Origin of the sequence: Micromonospora sp. NPDC048986 (assembly GCF_040649335.1) — a bacterium.
GTDB classification, from domain to species: domain Bacteria; phylum Actinomycetota; class Actinomycetes; order Mycobacteriales; family Micromonosporaceae; genus Micromonospora; species Micromonospora alfalfae.
Window position 1 is genome coordinate 115,850 of the sequence record NZ_JBEZFJ010000010.1, and the last position, 18,889, is coordinate 134,738.

General features: G+C 69.8%; 21 protein-coding genes. 11 read left to right on the plus strand and 10 right to left on the minus strand.

What is annotated here, in order from left to right; genetic code table 11:
• Positions 1-49 precede the first annotated feature (49 nt).
• Complete coding sequence (locus AB0B94_RS21165) at positions 50-1,603, plus strand: glycosyltransferase family 39 protein (RefSeq protein WP_357282532.1); 1,554 nt, start codon at positions 50-52, stop codon at positions 1,601-1,603.
• 33 nt (positions 1,604-1,636) lie between these two features.
• Here the strand turns inward: AB0B94_RS21165 and AB0B94_RS21170 are convergent, their stop codons facing one another.
• The gene (locus tag AB0B94_RS21170) at positions 1,637-2,119 is read right to left on the minus strand and encodes an Rrf2 family transcriptional regulator (protein WP_238669841.1); all 483 of its coding nucleotides are present in this window, start codon (positions 2,117-2,119) and stop codon (positions 1,637-1,639) included.
• A 126-nt stretch (positions 2,120-2,245) separates the two neighbouring features.
• On the opposite strand from AB0B94_RS21170, the gene AB0B94_RS21175 reads away from it, so the two are divergent.
• A complete protein-coding gene (locus AB0B94_RS21175) occupies positions 2,246-2,986 on the plus strand; it encodes an SDR family oxidoreductase (RefSeq protein ID WP_357282536.1) in 741 nt (246 codons plus the stop codon).
• A 72-nt stretch (positions 2,987-3,058) separates the two neighbouring features.
• Here the strand turns inward: AB0B94_RS21175 and AB0B94_RS21180 are convergent, their stop codons facing one another.
• Both AB0B94_RS21180 and AB0B94_RS21185 read right to left on the minus strand, forming a co-directional pair.
• Positions 3,059-3,643, minus strand: coding sequence for a GNAT family N-acetyltransferase (locus AB0B94_RS21180; RefSeq protein ID WP_357282538.1), 585 nt, complete (start codon positions 3,641-3,643; stop codon positions 3,059-3,061).
• On the minus strand, positions 3,643-4,896 hold the full coding sequence (locus AB0B94_RS21185) for an MFS transporter (RefSeq protein WP_357282541.1): 1,254 nt from the start codon (positions 4,894-4,896) through the stop codon (positions 3,643-3,645). The genes AB0B94_RS21180 and AB0B94_RS21185 overlap by 1 nt, the downstream gene beginning before the upstream one ends.
• 128 nt (positions 4,897-5,024) lie before the next feature.
• Here AB0B94_RS21185 and AB0B94_RS21190 point away from each other — a divergent pair, with 128 nt between their 5' ends.
• The 4 genes from AB0B94_RS21190 to AB0B94_RS21205 all read left to right on the plus strand — a co-directional run bounded on the left by AB0B94_RS21190 (position 5,025) and on the right by AB0B94_RS21205 (position 7,643).
• The gene (locus AB0B94_RS21190) at positions 5,025-5,954 is read left to right on the plus strand and encodes a LysR family transcriptional regulator (protein ID WP_357282543.1); all 930 of its coding nucleotides are present in this window, start codon (positions 5,025-5,027) and stop codon (positions 5,952-5,954) included.
• A 225-nt stretch (positions 5,955-6,179) separates the two neighbouring features.
• Complete coding sequence (locus AB0B94_RS21195) at positions 6,180-6,590, plus strand: metalloregulator ArsR/SmtB family transcription factor (RefSeq protein WP_357282546.1); 411 nt, start codon at positions 6,180-6,182, stop codon at positions 6,588-6,590.
• The gene (locus AB0B94_RS21200; protein WP_357282549.1) at positions 6,590-7,078 is read left to right on the plus strand and encodes an SRPBCC domain-containing protein; all 489 of its coding nucleotides are present in this window, start codon (positions 6,590-6,592) and stop codon (positions 7,076-7,078) included. Before AB0B94_RS21195 ends, AB0B94_RS21200 begins: the two co-directional genes overlap by 1 nt.
• A 4-nt stretch (positions 7,079-7,082) precedes the next feature.
• Positions 7,083-7,643 (plus strand): dihydrofolate reductase family protein, encoded by a 561-nt coding sequence (locus AB0B94_RS21205; RefSeq protein ID WP_357282551.1) that lies wholly within the window; start codon positions 7,083-7,085, stop codon positions 7,641-7,643.
• 98 nt (positions 7,644-7,741) lie between these two features.
• On the opposite strand, the gene AB0B94_RS21210 is transcribed toward AB0B94_RS21205, so the two are convergent.
• The gene (locus AB0B94_RS21210; protein ID WP_357282554.1) at positions 7,742-8,119 is read right to left on the minus strand and encodes a hypothetical protein; all 378 of its coding nucleotides are present in this window, start codon (positions 8,117-8,119) and stop codon (positions 7,742-7,744) included.
• A gap of 125 nt (positions 8,120-8,244) precedes the next feature.
• Here AB0B94_RS21210 and AB0B94_RS21215 point away from each other — a divergent pair, with 125 nt between their 5' ends.
• The 3 genes from AB0B94_RS21215 (at position 8,245) to AB0B94_RS21225 (ending at position 10,338) form a co-directional block, all read left to right on the plus strand.
• Positions 8,245-8,706, plus strand: a complete 462-nt coding sequence (locus AB0B94_RS21215) for an HNH endonuclease (RefSeq protein WP_357282556.1) — start codon at positions 8,245-8,247, stop codon at positions 8,704-8,706.
• 13 nt (positions 8,707-8,719) lie between these two features.
• On the plus strand, positions 8,720-9,244 hold the full coding sequence (locus AB0B94_RS21220) for a hypothetical protein (protein ID WP_357282559.1): 525 nt from the start codon (positions 8,720-8,722) through the stop codon (positions 9,242-9,244).
• Between the two features lie 308 nt (positions 9,245-9,552).
• On the plus strand, positions 9,553-10,338 hold the full coding sequence (locus AB0B94_RS21225; RefSeq protein ID WP_357282563.1) for an aminoglycoside phosphotransferase family protein: 786 nt from the start codon (positions 9,553-9,555) through the stop codon (positions 10,336-10,338).
• Between the two features lie 131 nt (positions 10,339-10,469).
• Here the strand turns inward: AB0B94_RS21225 and AB0B94_RS21230 are convergent, their stop codons facing one another.
• The 3 genes from AB0B94_RS21230 to AB0B94_RS21240 all read right to left on the minus strand — a co-directional run bounded on the left by AB0B94_RS21230 (position 10,470) and on the right by AB0B94_RS21240 (position 13,492).
• Positions 10,470-10,964 carry a GNAT family N-acetyltransferase gene (locus AB0B94_RS21230; RefSeq protein ID WP_357282565.1) on the minus strand — a complete coding sequence of 165 codons (495 nt, stop codon included), beginning with the start codon at positions 10,962-10,964 and terminating at the stop codon, positions 10,470-10,472.
• A 225-nt stretch (positions 10,965-11,189) separates the two neighbouring features.
• Complete coding sequence (locus AB0B94_RS21235) at positions 11,190-11,522, minus strand: VOC family protein (RefSeq protein ID WP_357282567.1); 333 nt, start codon at positions 11,520-11,522, stop codon at positions 11,190-11,192.
• Positions 11,523-11,590: 68 nt separating this feature from the next.
• Positions 11,591-13,492, minus strand: coding sequence for a prolyl oligopeptidase family serine peptidase (locus AB0B94_RS21240; protein WP_357282570.1), 1,902 nt, complete (start codon positions 13,490-13,492; stop codon positions 11,591-11,593).
• A gap of 188 nt (positions 13,493-13,680) precedes the next feature.
• Here AB0B94_RS21240 and AB0B94_RS21245 point away from each other — a divergent pair, with 188 nt between their 5' ends.
• The gene (locus AB0B94_RS21245) at positions 13,681-14,532 is read left to right on the plus strand and encodes a nucleotidyltransferase domain-containing protein (RefSeq protein ID WP_357282573.1); all 852 of its coding nucleotides are present in this window, start codon (positions 13,681-13,683) and stop codon (positions 14,530-14,532) included.
• A gap of 131 nt (positions 14,533-14,663) precedes the next feature.
• On the opposite strand, the gene rox is transcribed toward AB0B94_RS21245, so the two are convergent.
• Positions 14,664-16,205, minus strand: a complete 1,542-nt coding sequence (rox, locus tag AB0B94_RS21250) for a rifampin monooxygenase (protein ID WP_357282576.1) — start codon at positions 16,203-16,205, stop codon at positions 14,664-14,666.
• 196 nt (positions 16,206-16,401) lie between these two features.
• Positions 16,402-17,115, minus strand: a complete 714-nt coding sequence (locus tag AB0B94_RS21255) for a TetR/AcrR family transcriptional regulator (protein ID WP_357282578.1) — start codon at positions 17,113-17,115, stop codon at positions 16,402-16,404.
• A gap of 86 nt (positions 17,116-17,201) precedes the next feature.
• Between AB0B94_RS21255 and AB0B94_RS21260 the strand changes: the two genes are divergently transcribed.
• A complete protein-coding gene (locus AB0B94_RS21260) occupies positions 17,202-18,065 on the plus strand; it encodes an NmrA family NAD(P)-binding protein (protein WP_357282581.1) in 864 nt (287 codons plus the stop codon).
• A 33-nt stretch (positions 18,066-18,098) separates the two neighbouring features.
• Here AB0B94_RS21260 and AB0B94_RS21265 read toward each other — a convergent pair whose 3' ends face one another.
• On the minus strand, positions 18,099-18,881 hold the full coding sequence (locus AB0B94_RS21265; RefSeq protein WP_357282584.1) for an ABC transporter permease: 783 nt from the start codon (positions 18,879-18,881) through the stop codon (positions 18,099-18,101).
• Positions 18,882-18,889: the final 8 nt, after the last annotated feature.

The window sequence follows — 18,889 nt, forward strand, 5'->3', positions numbered from 1 at the left end:
ACGCTGTTAGGGGCACCCGCGCGGCCACCGCGAGGGTCATCATGAGCGGGTGAGCGAGCCCGCCATCGATATCGACCGACCTGAGCGGCCGACCCAGTCGCCGCCGTCGGGGCAGCCGCCGCGGCCCGGCGTTCGTACCCGTGGCCCATGGCTGGTGGCCGCCGCCACCACCCTTACTCTGCTGCTGCTCGCCGGCCGTTACGGCTATCACCGCGACGAGCTGTACTTCCTGCTCGCCGGTCGGCACCTCGACTGGGGCTACGTCGATCAGGGGCCCCTGGTCCCGGTGCTGGCCCGGCTGCTCGACTCGATCGCCCCGGGCAACCTGGTGGTGCTGCGTACCCCGTCGGCGGTGCTGGCCGGCGGCGCGGTGCTGCTGATCGCCGCCATCGCCCGCGAGCTGGGCGCCGGCCGGGGCGGGCAGCTCTTCGCGGCGGTGCTCGCCGCGCTCTCCGGGATCGTGCTCGCCAGTGGTCACCTGCTCAGCACCACCACCGTCGACCTGCTGGTCTGGTTGGTCGCGGCGTGGTGTGCGGTGCGGTTGCTGCGTACCGGTGACAGCCGCTGGGCTCTGGGCATCGGGCTGGCGCTCGGTGTGGGCATGCTCAGCAAGCTGCTGCCGGCGCTGCTGGCCGTCGGTCTGGTCGCCGGGGTGCTCATCGCCGGGCCACGCCGGTTGCTGCGCGACAGGTGGGTGCTCGCCGCCGCCGGGATCACCGTGCTGCTGGCCGCACCGAACCTGATCTGGCAGGCGTCGCACGGCTTTCCGCAGCTCGGTGTGGCCGCGTCCATTTCCGACGGCGACAGCTCCTACAGTGGTCGGCTCGACGCGCTGACCCTCCAGTTCGTCATCATCAGTCCGTACGCCGTACCGATCTGGATCGCCGGCCTCGTCGCGCTGCTACGCCGACCGGCGTGGCGGGCCTACCGGGCGGTGGGCTGGGCCTGGCTGGTGGTGGTCGGCATCGTGCTGATCGCCGGCGGCAAGGGTTACTACGACGCGCCACTGTTGCTGGTCCTCACCGCCGCCGGGGCGCTGGTCGCGGTGGCGTGGGCCTCGCGCGGGTCGTTCTGGTGGCGTCGGGGGTTGCTCACGCTGGGCGTGGTGCCGTTCCTGCTGCCCAACGTCGTGCTGCTGCTGCCGGTGCTGCCGGCCGACCGGTTGCCCGGGTTCGTGGTCGACGTCAACTACGACGCCGGCGAGACGATCGGTTGGCCGGAGTTCGCCGATTCTCTCGCCGCCGTCCATCGGGGGCTGCCACCGCCGGATCGTTCGCGGGCGGTCGTTCTCACCGGCAACTACGGCGAGGCCGGTGCCGTGGCCCGCTACGGGCCGGCCCGTGGTCTGCCGCGGGCGTATTCCGGGCACAACAGCATGGTCGACTTCGGTCGGCCGCCCGCCGACGCGGACGTGGTCATCGCCGTCGGGTGGGAGCGCCCCGACCAGCTCGACAGCTGGTTCGAGCAGTGCGCCCTCGCCGGGCGGGTGGACCAGCGGGTCGAGGTGGAGAACGACGAGAACGGCGGCCCGATCCACGTGTGCCGGGGGCTGCGGCGTCCGTGGGTCCAGATCTGGGACGCCGAGGTACGCCACACCGGCTGACAGTGCGCCACCGGCTTGGCTGGTCAGCCAGTGTCAGCTGGCCCCGCCGGTCAGCCAGGCCTGGATGCCGACCAGGGCCTCGGGGCCGGAGGTGGCGTCGACGTCGCGGGCGAGATCGGCGATCGTGACCGCGGCGAGCGCCTGGCGCCACGCGTCCTCGGCCGCCCACATGGCGCGGGCCACCGGGCACGGCGTGGCGCAGGCGTCGGCCGGCGTCGCGAACGGGCCGCGCTGGCGGATCTCGGTGCAGACGAAGGTCGGGCCGGGTCCGTCGACGGCCCGGACCACGTCGAGCAGTGTGATGCTCTCCGGCGCGCGGGTCAGCACGTAGCCGCCCGACTTGCCCTGCACCGAGTGGATCAGGCCAGCGCGGGCGAGCGCCTGGAGCTGCTTGGCGAGGTAGCTGCTGGAGACGTCGTGCAGTTCCGCGAGCTTGGCCGCCGGAACGGGCGTGTGGCTGGCGGTGAGCACCACGCAGCAGTGCAGCGCCCACTCGACCCCGCCGGACATCTTCATGACGTCACCCTAGTCACCCCGCTACTCGGACTCATTGTGTCCGAGTATAGTTCTCGGACAAGAGAGGTCCGAGTATCGGCTGAACCTCAGCGCTCGGACCACACACTCACGGGAAGGTGCACAGGCATGAAGATCGCCGTACTGGGCGGGACCGGCCTCATCGGGTCGCAGGTCGTCAAGATCCTGAAGGCCGCGGGGCACGAGGCGGTGCCGCTCTCGCCGTCCACCGGGGTGGACCTGCTCACCGGGCAGGGCCTGTCCGACGGGCTCGCCGGCGCCCAGGTCGTCGTCAACCTGACGAACTCGCCGACCTTCGACGAGGCCTCGCCCGCCTTCTTCCAGACGACCATGGACAACCTGCTGGCCGCCGCCGCTCACGCCGGCGTCGGCCACGCGGTGATCCTCTCCATCGTCGGCGTCGACCAGGTGCCCGACCTGGACTACTACCGCGCCAAGAGCCTCCAGGAGGAGATCCTCACGGCCGGTCCGATTCCGTACTCGATCGTCCGCGCCACCCAGTTCTTCGAGTTCGTGGAGTCGATTCTGTCCTGGACGGCTGACGACACCACAGTCCGCCTGCCCAGCACGCCGGTGCAGCCGATGGCCGCCGCCGACGTGGCGCAGGCCGTCGCCGAGGTCAGCATGGGCGCGCCGCTGCGGGGCATCCGCAACGTCGCCGGGCCCGACGTCTTCGCCCTCGACGAGCTGGGGCGGATCACGCTCGCCGCCCGCGGTGACCAGCGCACCGTCACCACCGACGACGGTGCCGGCATGTTCGCCGCCATGTCCGGCGATGTCCTCATCGCAGGCGACGACGCCGTCATCGCGCCCACCGCCTACCGGGACTGGCTCGGCCGCCAGGTCTGAGCAGGCCCACACCCCGCGTCTCGCGGCGGCGATCGACCGCCGCCGCGACGCGCGGGGACGGGGCGAGGCCGGTTACCGGCGTATCCCACCCTGTGACGTGCCGGTCGCGGCCCGCCACTCGTGCGCGAGGATCGCGAAGACGAGCCGGTCGGCCCACTCCCCCCGGAACAGGTAACTCTCGACATGGCGGGCCTCCTGGCGCATCCCGAGTCGCGCCATCATCCGGGCCGACGCGGCGTTGCGGGCGTGGCACCGGCCGTAGACCCGGTGCAGCCCGAACTCGGTAAACCCCCAGGCCAGCAACGCGGTGGCGGCCTCCGTGGCCAACCCGCGACCGCCGTGGTCGGGGTGGAAGACGAACCCGAGCTCGGCGGTACGGTCGAGCTGGCTGCGCCACACCAGCTCCACGATCCCGATCACCCCGGCGTCGGTGACCGCGGCCACCGTCAGGCAGTCACCCTCCGCGCGCCACGCGTCCTCGCCCGCCATGGCGAGCACCGACGCCAGCGACTGTTCACGGGTACGCGGCTCCGCTCCGAGCATCCAGCGCACCACGTCGGGTCGGCGCTGAAACGAGTACACGTCGTCGAGGTCGTCGACCGTGACCGGGCGCAGGACGAGCCGTGCGGTGCGGATCGGGTAGGTCGGCTGGAACATCACGCGATCGTAGAGACCCGCGCGGAGCGCTGCGGTGCAGGCCGATCGGCGTCCGGGCGGCGGGGCAGCAGCAGCGGGCTCGCGAGGATCACCAGCCCGGCCACCATGATCGCCGTGCGGGCGCTGGTGGCCTGCGCGAGCAGCCCACCGAGCGCGCTGAGGGAGGCGATGGTCGCGCTGCTGCCGATCGACCAGGCCGACAGGGTTCGGACGATGCGATCCCTCGGAGTCTGTTGAAGGCGGTAGGTGGCGAGCACCGGGTTGTAGAGACTCATGCTGATGATGATCGCGAACTCGACGGTGATAACAGTGGCGAGACCGACGACGCCGGGCTGGACGAAGGCGAGGCCGATCAGCCAGAGCGCGCGCAGCGTGCCCACGGTGCGGATGATCCGATGTTGGCCGTAGCGTGCCACCACCCGACGGGCCAGGCGGGACCCGATGAGGCCACCGACGCAGGGCACGGCGAAGGCGAGGCCGTACTGCCACGGCGGAAAGCCCAACTCGCCGAGCAGGAGCACGGCCAGCAGCGGCTCGGTTGCCATGATCAGCCCAGCGACCAGCAACTGGTTGAGGTAGAGCGCCCGCAGACCGGGGTGGGTCAGCAGATGCCGCCAGCCGTCGAGCAGCTCACCGGCCCGTACCCGGCCTGCGCCGCTGCGCCGGGGGCGGTCTTCGGGGTAGCGAATGGCGGTGAGGCCCAGCGCGGAGAGCAGATAACTGAGCGCATCGGCCACGACGGTGACCACCGGCCCGAACAAGCCGACCGCCGCGCCGCCCAGCGGTGGCCCGAGCGCGATCGAGCTCCAGGTCGTCGACTCGAACCGCGCGTTCGCCGTCAGCAGGTCGTCCGGCCGCACGAGGGCCTTGAGGAAGGCGCCGCTGGCCGCGTTGAAGGCGATCTTGGCGGTGGCGACCACGGCCGAGACGACAAGCAACTGCCCGAAGCTGAGCCGGCCCAGCGCGTACGCGACGGGGATCGTCAGCAGGACCGCGAACCGGGCCAGGTCCATCGCGATCATCACCCGCCGCTTGCGGTGGAACTCCACCCACGGCCCGAGTGGCAACGCGAGCAGCGCGCCCACCGCCGGCCCCAGCGCGGCCAACACCGACACCTGGGCGGGGCTGGCCTGCAACACCAGAACGGCGATCAACGGCAACGCCCCGAAGCCCAGCCCGGAACCGTAGGCGCTGACCGCGTACGACGCCCACAACCAGCCGAACCGCCGCCCCAGGGATCGTCTCGTGGACAAGCCCACCCCTCCCGCTCCCGACAACTCAGCGTTGACCGTCAGGATCAAAGCAAGGCGGGCGACCATGGATCAAACAACCGGATGAGCGGTGCCGCACAACCGAAGGTTGTGTCAGTAGGGTTTGTCAGGTGAATCTCGACGCCGTCCGCACCTTCGTCGCCGCCGTCGACGCCGGCCAGTTCCAGGACGCCGCCGTGACACTGTCGATCACCCAGCAGGCCGTCTCCAAGCGCATCGCCGCTCTGGAGAAGGACCTCGGGGTACGGCTGTTCACCCGCACGGCGCGCGGCACCCACCTCACCGTCGACGGCCAGACCTTCCTGCCGCACGCCCGTGAACTGCTGCGAGCCGAGGCGCGCGCCGACGCCTCCGTACGCCCCGGCCGGCGGGCACTGCGCGTCGACGTGCACAGCCGACGGATCGCGCCAGCGGTGCTGTTGCAGGACTTCCACCGCGCCCATCCCCGCATCGAGCTGGACGTCGTCACCCTCGACGCCGACGTCCACGCCGCGATGGCCGCCGTCGAGGCGGGGACTGTCGACGCCACCTTCCACGCCGTCACCGTCGCCGCGCGTCACCTTCCCGCCGCGATCGAAACCACCCGCGTGATCGACGAGCACCACGAACTGCTCGTCGGCCCCCGGCACACGCTGGCCAACGCCCGCACCGTCACGCCCAGACAACTCGCCGAGCACCGGATCTGGATGCCCGGCATGGCCCCCGGCACCGAATGGGCCGCCTACTACGACGAACTCGCCGCCGCCTTCGGTCTCACCATCGATCTGGTCGGGCCGGTCTTCGGCAACGAGGCCCTGCTGGCCGAGATCGCCGACTCCGCGGAGCTGGCGACCCTCGCCGGGGAACGCACCAGGTACCTGTGGCCGGACAGCTACGACCTGCGCCGCGTACCGGTGCGCGACCCGGCGCCGATCTACCCCATGTCACTCATCTGGCGCGACGACAACCCGCATCCCGGGCTGCGGGCCTTGCGTGACTACCTCGCCTCCCGGCGAGCACAGGTCCGCGACATGGAGGTCTGGCTGCCGCCCTGGGGTTAGCGCGCGAACGCGTAGGCGGCGACTACCCGATGGTCGACGCCGGGCCCGTCGGCCTGACCCGGACCGGCTCGGTGACCTTCGCCGCCACCCCATGACCGCCACCGGACGCCGGGCACCAGGTCGATGCGCCGTACTCGCGATGGTCCACGCGCGATGTCTCGGCGTGTTGACACGCGTCCATCCGGCACTACATTTAACGTGTTGGTTAAGTGACTGGAGGCTCTGGTGTCTGGCAGCGATCAACTCAGCGCGGTGTTCTCGGCCCTCGCCGACCCGACTCGACGGGCGATCCTCGCCGAGCTGGCCGACCACGACGCCACGGTCACCGAGCTCACCGCACCCCTCCCGATCTCGATGCCGGCGGTGTCGCGGCACCTCAAGGCGCTTGAGCGCGCCGGGCTCATCTCACGCACCCGGTCAGGGAAGTTGCGGATGAGTCGCATCGAGGCCGCCCCGCTGCGCGAAGCGGCCGAGTGGATCGAGCGCTACCGGCGGTTCTGGGACACGTCCCTCATCCGCCTCGACGCCCACCTCGCGGCCGTGCAGGCAGCCGGCCGCCCAACGGACCGAACAGCCCACGGCCCGGCGCTTCCCGACCGGGAATCCCCGAGCAATGCGCACGACAAGGAGAATTGATGGACAGCGACAAACCGCCAATCGTCATCTCACGGGTGGTGGACGCGCCACGGGAGCTGGTCTACCGCGCTTTCACCGACCCCGACCACCTGGCCTCATGGTGGGGACCGATCGGCAACTCACTGCCCCGCGACGAGATGGAGTTCGACATCCGGCCCGGCGGCCACCAGCGCTGGACCGAGGTCTTCCCAACCCAACCCGGCCTTCGAGTCGAGGTCCGCATCGACCTCACCGATGTCGTGGACGGCGAACTGCTCGACGGCGTCGCGCACGTCAGCGGGCGGCTGCCGGAGGGTATTGAGCCGCACGAGACAAGGATGCGGGTCGAGTTCCACGACGAGGCCGATGGACGAACGCGCCTCGAGATCCGTCAGTGGCTCCCGGGGCGGGTGGCTGGCCCCGCCAACCAGGGCTGGGACGAAGCCTTCTCCAAACTGGACGCCACACTGCGGAATGCCCATCCCGTCGCCGTCGATGTCGAGGTGTAGCGCCATGGCCAAGCTGATCTACGTGACCAACGTGTCCCTCGACGGTTACATCGAGGACGAACACGGCAGATTCGACTGGACCCCACCCGACGACGAGTACCTCGCGTTCATGACCGACCTGCTCCGGCCCATCGGCACCTACCTCTACGGCCGACGCCTGTACGAGTCGATGTCCCTCTGGGAAACCAACCCCGCCCTGGCCGAACAGTCGAAGCTCACTGCCGACTTCGCCGACGTCTGGCAGACAGCGGACAAGGTCGTCTACTCCACCACGCTGGACGCGACCCCGACCGCCAGGACCCGGCTCGAAACGAGCTTCAACCCCGCTTCGGTACGCGCCACGAAAGCCTCGGCCACCAGTGACCTCACCATCGGCGGCGCACACCTCGCGGCGCAGGCATTCCAGGCCGGACTGGTCGACGAGTGCCACCTGCTGATCCACCCCATCCTCGTCGGCGGAGGCAAGCCCGGTCTGCCCAGCGCCACCCGGGTTGGGCTGGAACTACTGAGCAACCGCCGACTCAGCAACGGTGTGGCGTCCCTGCACTACCGCATCCGCACCTGAGACGGCCGTCGGCGTCACCGACCCTGACGGGTGTCGGTGACGCCGGCTCGTTCTGTGCGACCTTTCGCATCTCCGTCAGTCTCCATACCAGTGCAGCGTCAGGCCAGGCTCGTCGCGCCACCGCGCCACCGCGCCAACAACGCCTTCAGCGCCGCCACCAGCCCACGTTCCGCGTCGTCAGCCGCAGCCGCCCCGAGACGGTCGACGTCAGCATCGAGCTGCGGCAGATCCTCATGAGCGAGTACGCCGTCCGACCACGGGTGGAGCTGACCCAAGACCGGAAGTCGGTTACCGCCGGCCGCGTTCAGCAGCGGCAGCAACTCCTCCACCGGCACGTCGAGCAGCAAACCGCGCTCCTGCGCCGCTGCCCACTCGTCGGCGTCGGAGCGCTTGCGTTCCCGCCGCTGCGCGCGGGTCGCGCGACGGAGGCTCTTCGGACGCGGCTGCGGAGCGCGCAGCACCAACAGCAGACCCACCCCGGCGAGGCTACGGCAGCTTCGGGTGCGGACAGCACGGCCGGAGCGCGACCATTCGCCGAGGAGGCGCGCCGGCGTGTCCGCCGTCGTTCGACGAGGCTGCGCGACGTGGGTACGGTGACACCGTGCTCTCGGCCGTGAAGGGTCTGTCCCGCTACCACACCGAGGAGTCGCTGCGCGCCCACCTGCTGGAGCGCTCACACCGCACCGAGAACGGCTGCCTGGTCATCGAAGGTTACGGGCGGCGACGCGGGGTGCACCAGAAGGTCGCCGGTCGCGCGTGGGCACACATCGCCGCGTACGTCGTCCTCGTCGGCGGGTACGACCCCGCCCTCGACGTCGACCAGACCTGCGGCGTCGCCGACTGCATCGAGCCGACACATCTGCGCCAGCTCAGCCGGGCCGAAGCCTGCCGCAGCCGCAACCAGTTGGCACAGTGCCGCAACGGCCACGACCGCGAACTCGACCCGGCCACCGGCCGGTACCGCCGGGTCTGTCGCAGTTGCAACCGGGAGGCCCAGCGCCGCTGGCGTGAACGCGAAGCCGCCGAGGTAGCCCAGGCCCGCGCCGCGTACGGCCGCTCGTAGTGATCGTCCTGAGATGACCAGTTTCCCCGCGACCGCCGGCCGGGTGCGTGACGAGAGCCTCAGCCCCCGACGGCGCCGGTCGCATCTACGTGACTGTCTCTACCACTTCGCGCCGTACGGCTTCCACGCCACCTGGCACCACCTGGCGACCCGGCACCGCATCCCCGGCGACATCGAGGTCGATCCCCCGTCGCTGGTCCGGGCCCTCGGTGAACTCGAGACAGCCCGCGTTCTGGTGCTGGCAAGAGCAGTCGCCTTCGCGGCCCAGCGGCGACTGCAGAAGCAGGAGGGCCGACGAGTCCCCACGACGCCGCATCCGTGGGACTCGTGGGGTCACCACGACATCGCCTACTGCCCCGATCCGCAGAAGCATCCCACCGAGGAGCTCTCCATCGTGGTGGAGCGGGTGCTCGATGCGTACGCCGCAGGGGGCGACCCGGCCGGACGATGCCTGGTCTGCGGCGACGAGAACCCCCACCCGGGAAGGGCCTGCCGAAACTGCGGCGTCCTACCCGGCGGGTATGGCAACCCGGTCTGAAGCATCAGGAGCAGGGCGATGCGGAGAGCCGATTGAGCCAACCCTCTGTGGGTGGCCCACTGAAGTGACCCCATCAAGTCCCGTAGGGACACGATGGGCGGCACGTCTGGCCACTTACACCATCCTCATTCTTTACGCAGCATAACTGTCATTATGGTGTGTGCACGTATCGTCCCTTTTGTTCCAGCTATTTACTAGATTATTGTTAATAACAATCCAGTATTTGGCTCCGCCGGTCTCGGTCCGCTGCGCCAGCCCGCCTCGGGAACGTGGTGGCCTTGCCGGCCCCACGCGCTGAGGATGTCGGCATGAATGACCACAGCGCGAACGCGGTCGGCGAGCAGGAGGAAGCGCTACCCGGCGGCAACATGGGGGGCGCGACACGTGTCGGTGCCACTGTTCGGCGCGGTGCCGGGGCATGGAGTTCGACGGTTCAACGCCTGCTACGACATCTGCGTGAACGTGGCGTCACCTGGGCCCCGCAACCGCTCGGGACGGACGAACAAGGACGAGACAGCGTCTCGTACCTGCCGGGCATCGTGCCGCAGTACCCGTTGCCGGACTGGCTCTGGAGCGATGGGGTCCTCACCGATGCGGGTGTCCACCTCGCACAACTTCACGAGGCCAGCGCCAGCTTCGACACCGTCGGCGGAGTGTGGCGGTTCCCGGTTCGGCAACCGGCTGAGGTCATCTGTCACAACGACTTCGCGCCGTACAACATGGTCTTCACCGACCGGCGGCTCACCGGAGTCATCGACTGGGACACGGCCTCGCCCGGTCCCCGGTCGTGGGATCTGGCCTACCTTGCCTACCGGCTGGTGCCGCTGGCCCATCCCGACAACGGCGACGCAATCGACAGTGACCTGAGCGAGCGGTCACGTCGGCTGCGCATGCTCTGCGATGCCTACGGCTCGGGGCAGGACCCCGCTCAGGTCCTCCAGGTCGCAGTTCATCGACTACACGACCTCGCCGCCTTCACCAAGGCGCGGGCTGATCAGGGACAGGAGAACATTCGCAGTCACGTCGGGCTCTACCGGCGCGACGCGAGGTGGATCATCGCGCACGCCGATCAGTTGGGCCGGGATGTCGCCTAGGGCGTGTCCGGCCGGCCCCGCAAACGCCCGGACGTGCTGATCGCGGACAAGGGATACGCCCACGACTCCACCAGAGACGTGCCCTGCGCATCGCCGCCATCATCTGGCTCCGATGACCGGCACTGCGACCGCTAATCCACGCTCTTACCGAGGGAGAGGCCGGCGTCGGTGTAGCCGTGCCGGCTATAGAAGCGCACTGCATCGACGTTGCGGTGGTAGATGCCAGCCGACAGATACGTGATCCCCCGGCCGCTTGCCCACCGTTCGGCCGCCGCCAGCAACGCCGATCCCACCCCGAGCCCTCTGGCATCGGGCAGCACAACCGTGTGGACCTGGGCCGAAGGTTCGGGACGCAGGATCTGATGGTCCGGCGGATCGGAATGCCGCAGCACTTCGACCATCCCGACCACCTGGCCGTCATGGCCCTCAGCGACGAGGACACCATCCCGCCCGGCTTCGTCGGCCACCATGGCCGCGAAGTGGCGCGCTACCGCGTCACGCGGTGGAACGCGGTAGGTCGCAGCGTCGAGAGCAATGTGAGCCTCAGCGTTGGCCAGGCGCAACTCCACCAATGAAGCAACATCCGCCAAGCTCGCTGGCCGAACCGTTAGCCGTGTCTCCTGCATCAACCCGATCCTAGGGTCGAGGCAGCCACTCGGGCAGCGCGACCATGATCGCCAGGATAGGGCCGAGTCCACCACTGCCCGGATTGGTCCCACACGGCGTGCGTTGGATGCGCGAGATCCCGCGTATGAGCGGCTGGGCTGCGGCCGAGTCGGCGCTGAGGAACATCGACTTTGCCGTGGCGCAGCGGCGAAGTGCGACTGGGCTCAGATGTTGACGGGGCTGGCTTAGCCGGCGGCTTGGAAAAGTTCGATGAGGTTGCCTGCGGGGTCGGCGAGCAGAATCTGACGGCCGCCCGGCCCGGAGACCAGTTCGCTGCGGAACGCCCGGTCGGCGTCGCGGAGCCTGTCAATCTCGGCGTCCAGGTCGTCGACGATGAGGTGGATGCGGTTGCGGCCGGGGCCGGTGGCGTCGTCCGGAGTGGCGCGGGCGCCGGAGCTGGCGGGTCCGGACAGCAGCAGTCGTAGCGGGCCGCGGACCACATCGGCGAAGCCCGTTTGATCGGTTGGGATCCCGCCGGGCGTGCCGACCAGGTGACAGAACTCCACCTTCTGCGGCACCCCTGCCCGGCCGGGACCTTGCGGGCGCCGGTGGCGTACAGCCCGTCCAGCCGCACAGTCGGCTCAGGTCACGTCTGGAGCCAGCGATCAAACCAGGCGCGGGTCCGGCGCAGGAGGTCCAGCTGGTGGTTGCGCTCCCGGATCGAGTGGCCCTCTCTCGGGTAGATCACGAACTCGTGCTCGACGTCGAAGTGGCGCAGCGCCCGGTGCAGGTACACGGCCTGTCCGAGGGGGACGTTGGTGTCCTCGGCGCCGTGCAGGATGAGCACCGGGGTGCGGATGTTGCTGGCGAAGGAAATCGGGCTGACCGCGTCATGGGGGTGTGGTCCGATGCCCGACCAGCCGGTGCTGCCACCGAGCGCGGCCTCGAACTGGCCGTTCTCCCCGGTCGCGGCGAGCATGCCCCAGTCGACGATGCCCGCGCCGACCAGCGCGGCGCGGAAGCGATCGGTCTGGCCGATGGCCCAGGCGGACATGAAGCCGCCGTGGCTCCAGCCGGCGATGCCCAGCCGATCGGGGTCGGCGATACCCTCGGCGATGAGCAGGTCGATGCCGGTCAGGATGTCGGTCCACTCCTGCTGACCGACCTGGCCGGCGACGCTGGCGGCGAACTGGTGGCCATGGCCCTGGCCGCCGCGCGCGTTGGGTAGCAACACCGCGTAGCCGGCCGCGGCCAGCCACTGCGCGCTCGGGAACCAGAACAACTGGCAACGATCGGCGTAGCGATCGTACGGGCCTCCGTGCACGATCGTGACCAGCGGGAACGGGCCCTCCGATGCGGTCCTGCCGACCGGCAGGACGAGCAGGCCGTCCAGGTCGAGGCCGTCGGCGGCGCGGTAGGCCAGCGGATGTTGCGTGCCGAGTGCGACGTCGTCCAGTTCGGGTCGGGTGTTGGTGATTCTTCGCAGCGGCCCGGTTGGCGCTCCGATGTGAACGTTCGGGAGCCGATAGCGGGTGCCGGTAAGCGCCGCGATCTCGTCGCCGGCGGGGGTGGCGGTGAGGTTGTCGAGGCGTCCGGGGTGGTGCGACAGGGTCGTGAGGTCGGCGGTGTCGAGCCGGGCCACTGTCGTGTTCAGGCCGTCGGCGAACACCACCAGCGGGGCCGCATCGGTCTGGCAGAGTTCGGTGGGGCACATCGAGAGTCCAGCGGTGCGGTTGCGCAGGACACGGCTGCGCACGGCCAGATCGAACACGGCGGTGCCGGCCTGCAGCACCGGTGGGGTGAGCGCGAGGTAACCGAGGTGCCAACCGTCCTCGCCCGGCCACCAGGCCAGCGATCGTGCGTCGACCTCGACCGGTCCAAGGTTTTCGGTAGTCCCGGTGGTGGGATCGAACAGGTGCAGTCGGCCCGTGCGCGGGCCGTGGTCGTTGTCGGCGCTGGCCCAGGTCAGCACGGCAAGTGGGCCGCCGTCGGGACGTTGCCGCATCTCCACCACGTGCCGGTCAGCGAACACCTGCGGGGTGACGACCCGACCGGTGCGCAGGTCGAGCAGGCGCAACCGGGCACGCGGTTCGCGCTCGCCGACGACGATGGCGTCGTCGCGGTCCCGGGCGCGGCGCGCGTCCTGCTCGGTGGGTTCGTCCTCGGCGAGCAGCGCGACCAGGTTGGGGTCGATGAGCGGCAGGTGGTCGATGACGCCGGCGGGCCAGCTGGTCAACGTGGTCATCGTGCCGTCGGCGGGGGTGAGCCCGTGCAGTTGCGGCGTACCGCGGTCGGCGCTGTCGGACAGGAAGAACAGCGCCTCCGAGTCGGCCGACCAGCGTGGCAGGGATTCGGTTGCGGTGTCGGCGGTCGCCCGGCGCGACGCGACGGCGCCATCGGTGTGTACGAGCCAGAGTTCGGTGTCGAGGTGGTCACCGGTGCGGCTGGTGGGGGCGAGGACGTAGCAGAGCAGCCGCCCGTTCGGGGCGAGCGCCGGGGTCTGCGGGGCACAGCCATCGACCACGAGTTCGGCGGTCAGACCTCTCATGCGATGAGTCTGCCAGCATCCACAGAACACCATGCGATGGATCCTTCGCTGGTTCGACGCACTGGCGATCTTCCGTTGCGAGTGGCGAGGCATGATGTCGTCATGGACGCACGCGACCTGCTGGCCGTGACGAGAGCGAGAACGGCTCGCCGCCGGCCCAGCCGGGCGTCTCCCCCAGCCGGGGCACGGTGGTGTCGGAGCAGCGTGACCTGATGTTCTCAGTAGAGGAACGCGACCTGATCCAGCGGCGGCTGCTGCATCTGGCGGAACAGGACCCGAGTGTCGTCGCCGCCGCGATCACCGGCTCGCACGCCACGAACGACGAGGATCGCTGGTCGGACATCGACCTGGCCTTCGGGGTCAGCGACCCGCTCGACGCCGTCATGCGTCGATGGACGCAGCAGATGTATCAGGACTTCGCGGCGGTCCACCACTGGGATCTGACGTCCGGGTCGGCGATCTACCGGGTGTTCCTGCTGCCTCATTGCCTGGAAGTCGACCTCTCGTTCAGCCCGGAGGTCGAGTTCGGGCCGCGAGGCCCGAGTTGGCGACTGATATTCGGGCGAGCCACGCCACTTCGGGCCTCCGCGCCGAGCGGTCACGACGGCACGGCCGGCCTGGCATGGCACCATGCGCTGCACGCACGGATCAGCATCGAACGGGGCAGATACTGGCAAGCGGAGCACTGGATCAGCGCTATGCGCGCCCAGACAATCGCACTGGCCTGCCAGCGCCTGGGCCACCCCTCCAGCTACGCCAAAGGCGCTCACCTACTACCCCCCGACATCACCGGCCCGCTCGAAACGACCCTGGTCCGTTCCACTGATGAGACCGAGTTACGCCGTGCGCTCTCGGCTGCCGCAACGGCCCTGAGCGCGGAACTCACCCGCACGGACCCGGCCCTGGCCGATCGGCTGCACCCGATTCTCAGCGAACTCACCGCGGTCGATCAGCAGCCACGAAGCCGCAAGCCAGCGACCGAGTTGCCGCAGGCGTGTGGCGGTGGAGCACAGTCAGCAGCGACGACCTCGACCTTGTGATGAGCGGTGAAGCTCACCAGGTGTCGGGCGGCACCGAGAGTCTCCCCCCGTCCGGGCTTTCGGCTACGGCCCGGACGGGGGAAGACCGCGACCCGTTGGCGGTTCAACCGCACCTGGCCGCCGGCCTGAGGTCAGTGGACGGGCTCGCCGAACCAGCGGGAGAGGTGCTCGTCCAGGTCCTGCTGATCGTCACCGACCCAGGCGACGTGCCCGTCGGGGCGCAACAGGACACAGGGGACGTCCAGCTCAGCGGTGGTATCCGCCAGGTGATCGACCCGGTCTGACCAGCCGCCGACGGTCAGGCGTTCGGTGCGATCCAGCAGCAGACCGCGTCCGCGGTGCAGCAGATCGTAGAGGTGGCCCTGTTTCACAGCGATGTCAGGCAGCCGGCGACCGAGTAGGTCGGGCCCAGCGCCGAAGTCGTAGCGGATACCGATTGCGGTGATCTTCTTCAACAGATGCAGGTTCACCTCGTCGAAGTCCATCAGCTCGGTGAGCAGCCTCCGCAGGGCCTGTGCGCCCGGCTCGGTGGACAACAGCTCCGTCTGGGCTCGGGTGTTGTCCAGCACCTCAGCGGCGACCGGCCGGCGTTCGGCCTGGTAGGTGTCCAGCAGGGCCTGCGGCGCCCAACCACGGATCCGCGCGGCCAGTTTCCAGCCGAGGTTGACTGCGTCCTGAACGCCCAGGTTGAGGCCCTGTCCGCCGATGGGCGGATGGATGTGCGCCGCGTCGCCGGCCAGCAGCACTCGCCCGACCCGATAGTGGTCGGCCAGTCGGGTGGCATCGCCGAAGCGGGACAACCAGCGCGGCGAGTGCACGCCGAAGTCGGTCCCGGCGATGGCGCGCAACTGGCGCTTGAAATCCTCGAGGGTGGGCGGTGCGGCGCGGTCACTGACGCCGGCCGCGGGCACCAGGACGCTGTAGACCTCGGCGCCTGCCGGCCGGAGCCAGAATCGTTGGTGGGTTTCGCGGATCTCGCCGAGCTTGGCGGCGATCTCCTCCGGCGGCACGGCCACTTCCATCTCGCCCATCAGGCTCTCGGTCCGCGCGGGCTCGCCGGGGAACCCGACGCCGAGCAGTTTGCGTACCGTGCTGCGCCCGCCGTCACAGCCGACGAGGTAGCGCGACCGCAGCTGTTCCCCGTCGGCCAACTCGACTGTGACGCCCTCGTCGTCCTGCGCGAGGCCGGTGACGGCGCAACCACGCCGGACCTGTGCACCCAGTTCGGTGGCGTGTTCCTCGAGCAGACGTTCGATGACCGGCTGCGGGATACCCAGCAGGTAGGCGTACCGGGAATCCAGGCCGGGGGGCGCGGGCTTGGCGATGGCGGCGAAGTAGGCGCTGGCCGGACGCCGCCGCCCGTGCGGGAGGATGCGTTCCAGCAGCCCGCGCATCGCCATCAGCTCGAGACTGCGGATGTGCAGGCCGACGATGCGCACGGCCGACACCGGCTCGGTCTCCTTCTCCAGGACGAGGACCCGTACGTCGTGTAGTCGCAGTTCGGCGGCGAGCATCGCGCCGGTCGGCCCACAGCCGGCGATGATCACGTCGTATCTGCCGGGCGCGCGATCGGCGTGCGGTTCCGACCGAGCTGGGCTGACATCGCTCACTGGCAAGTCGCGCTCGACCGGATCGGTCGACGACGGCTCGGCGGTGAAGTGCGCAGGGTGCATAGGTGTTGCCTTTCGGGAGTGCCGTGTTGGCAGGGCGCTCCCGGCGACACCTACGTCAATCGCCCGACCGGGACGGCAGGGGGAGCACCCACATCGCTGCAACGTTCATGGGTCTCACCTCCTCGGGCCGTGTCGCGGTCACCTGCAACCTATCTCCCCCGGTGCGATCCCGTCGACTTGTTTCTCTGCCAGGTGATCATGGCGTCCGGTGGGTCAGTGATCGGTGCAGCCACTCGGCCATCAGCGCGCGTTCGGCGTCGGTGAGCCCCGGGAGGTCGGGCAGCACCGTCGCGAAGGTCACCGCGACAGCGTTCGCGGTGGTGTCGGGGGTCGCCGGAGCCGTTGTCAGGATGCTGGTGAGCACGGCATCGAGCATGGTCTCGCCCAGACCGAGGTCGCGCTGGTCGGCGGGCATTCCCAGCAGGGTGAGGATGGTGCCGTTGCCCGCTGAGTGGATCATCAGGAGCGCGCGCTGCTCGTCGACCCGGAGCAGGCCGGCAGCGGCGAGTCGCCGGACACGGCGGCGGAGCACGTCGAGGCCGGCGACAGTCGCCGGAGAGGGTGCGCCGCTCCCCCGCGCGGCGATCAGCGCGTACAGCTCGGGATTTGTCAGGCCGAACTCCACGTGCGCGCGCCATCCGGAGCGCAGGCCCGCTACCGGATCGCCCGTCTCGACGTCCACTGCGACCGATTTACCGCCGACGTAGCCGGCCATGACGTGCTCGGCGACGGCGTCGATAAGACCGTCCTTGTCGCCGAACAGGCGATAGATGGTGGGTGCCTGCACACCGGCGGCCTGGGCGACGGCGCGCGTCGTGACCGCGTTCGCGCCCTTCTCGCGCAGCAGTTGGGTCGCTGCCGCGACGATGCCCGCACGGACGTCGTCGCGGGTGTCCTGCGTCGTCACCATGGACCAATGCTAACAGCGTCTTGTTATCTCTGAAATATCGGTGCTAACGTTCGCCCAGTAACGCCGACAACAAGGGAGTGTTCATCATGTTCGTCGTCACCGGTGCCACTGGTCAGCTCGGGTCCCAGATCGTCGACCGGCTGCTCGACCGGCTACCACCCGACGCCGTGGGCGTGAGCGTGCGCGACGTCGACAGGGCCGCCGGCCTCGCGGAGCGTGGGGTTCGGGTGCGCGCCGGAGACTTCACCGACCCGGCCACCCTGGAGCACGCCTTCGCGGGCGCCGACAAGGTTCTCGTCGTGTCCGCCTCCATCCGCGGGCACGCCGCGATCGCCGCGAACCGCGCCGCCATCGACGCCGCCCGCGCGGCGGGAGCGAACCGAATCCTGTACACCAGCCACCAGGCCGCCTCCCGGGACTCGCTCTTCGCCGCCCAACCCACCCACGCCGCGACCGAGGAGCACCTGGCCGGGCTGGGGGTTCCCTTCACCGCCCTGCGCAACGGGTTCTACGCAAGCACACTCAGCCTCTCCATCGGCACGGCGCTGGAGACCGGCCAACTCGTGGCGCCGGCGGACGGCCCGGTGTCCTGGACCGCCCACGCCGACCTGGCCGAGGCCGCAGCCGTCGCCCTCACCGAGGACGGCGTACTCGACGGGGTCACGGCGCCGCTGACCGCGCCGGAGATGCTCGACCTCGAAGCGGTGGCCGCCATCCTCAGTGACATCATGGGCCGTACCGTCGAACGTGTCGTCGCGGATGACGACGAGTGGCGGGCATCCGCCATCGCCCGAGGCATGCCCGCGGCGGCGGCCGACTTCACTCTCGGCATGTACCGCGCGGCGCGCGCAAAGGAGTTCGCCGTAACCGATCCGACGCTGGAGACAGTCATCGGCCACCGGCCGGCCCGCGTTCGCGCGGTGCTCGAGACCCTCGTCGCCCATCGATGAGGGGTCGCGGACCCGTCCCGGCTCCGGGGGTCGTCAGCGCAGCATCGCCCGGGTCATCCGACGGGTGGCGACGTACATCGCGGCCGAGCCGAACGCGATGAGGTAGGCCACCGGGATCAGCAGCTCCCAGCCGAGGTGGCCGAGCGCGGGTTCCCGGACCAGCTCGATGCTGTGGTAGAGCGGCAGCGCCTGGATCAGGGGTCGCACCGCCTCCGGGTAGACCGACAGGGGATAGAACGTCGTCGCGAACAGGTACATCGGCAGCATGAAGAGCTGGATGTACTGGAAGTCGGGGAAGTCGCGCAGGTACGTCGTGACGGCCAGCCCACCGGCGGCGAACGCGTACGAGATCAGCAGCGACGCCGGCAGGGCCAGCAACACCCAGGCGGAGGTGACCAGCCCACCGACGGCCATCAGGGTGAGGAATCCGATCGACGTCAGCAGCCCGTTGATCATCGCGCTGGTCACCTCGCCGACGGCGATGTCGGTGACGGAGAGCGGTGTCGGCAGGATCGCCTCGTAGGTCTTCTCGACCCTCATCCGGATGAACACACCGAAGCTCGTCTGGTTGAACGCCGTGTTCATCGCCGTGGTGGCCAGGATCGCCGGGGCCACGTAGGCGGCGTACGGGACATCGACGCCGGGGACCGTGCCGACGAGCATCCCGACGCCGACGCCGATCGACAGCAGGTACAGGATCGGTTCGACGAGCGCGTTGAGCAGCGGCGTGACCGACCGGCGGTAGATCATGAAGTTGCGTTCGATGAGCGCCAGGGCCCGGCGTCTCGTCCAGGCGGGTACGGCGACGGTGGTCATGGCGCCTC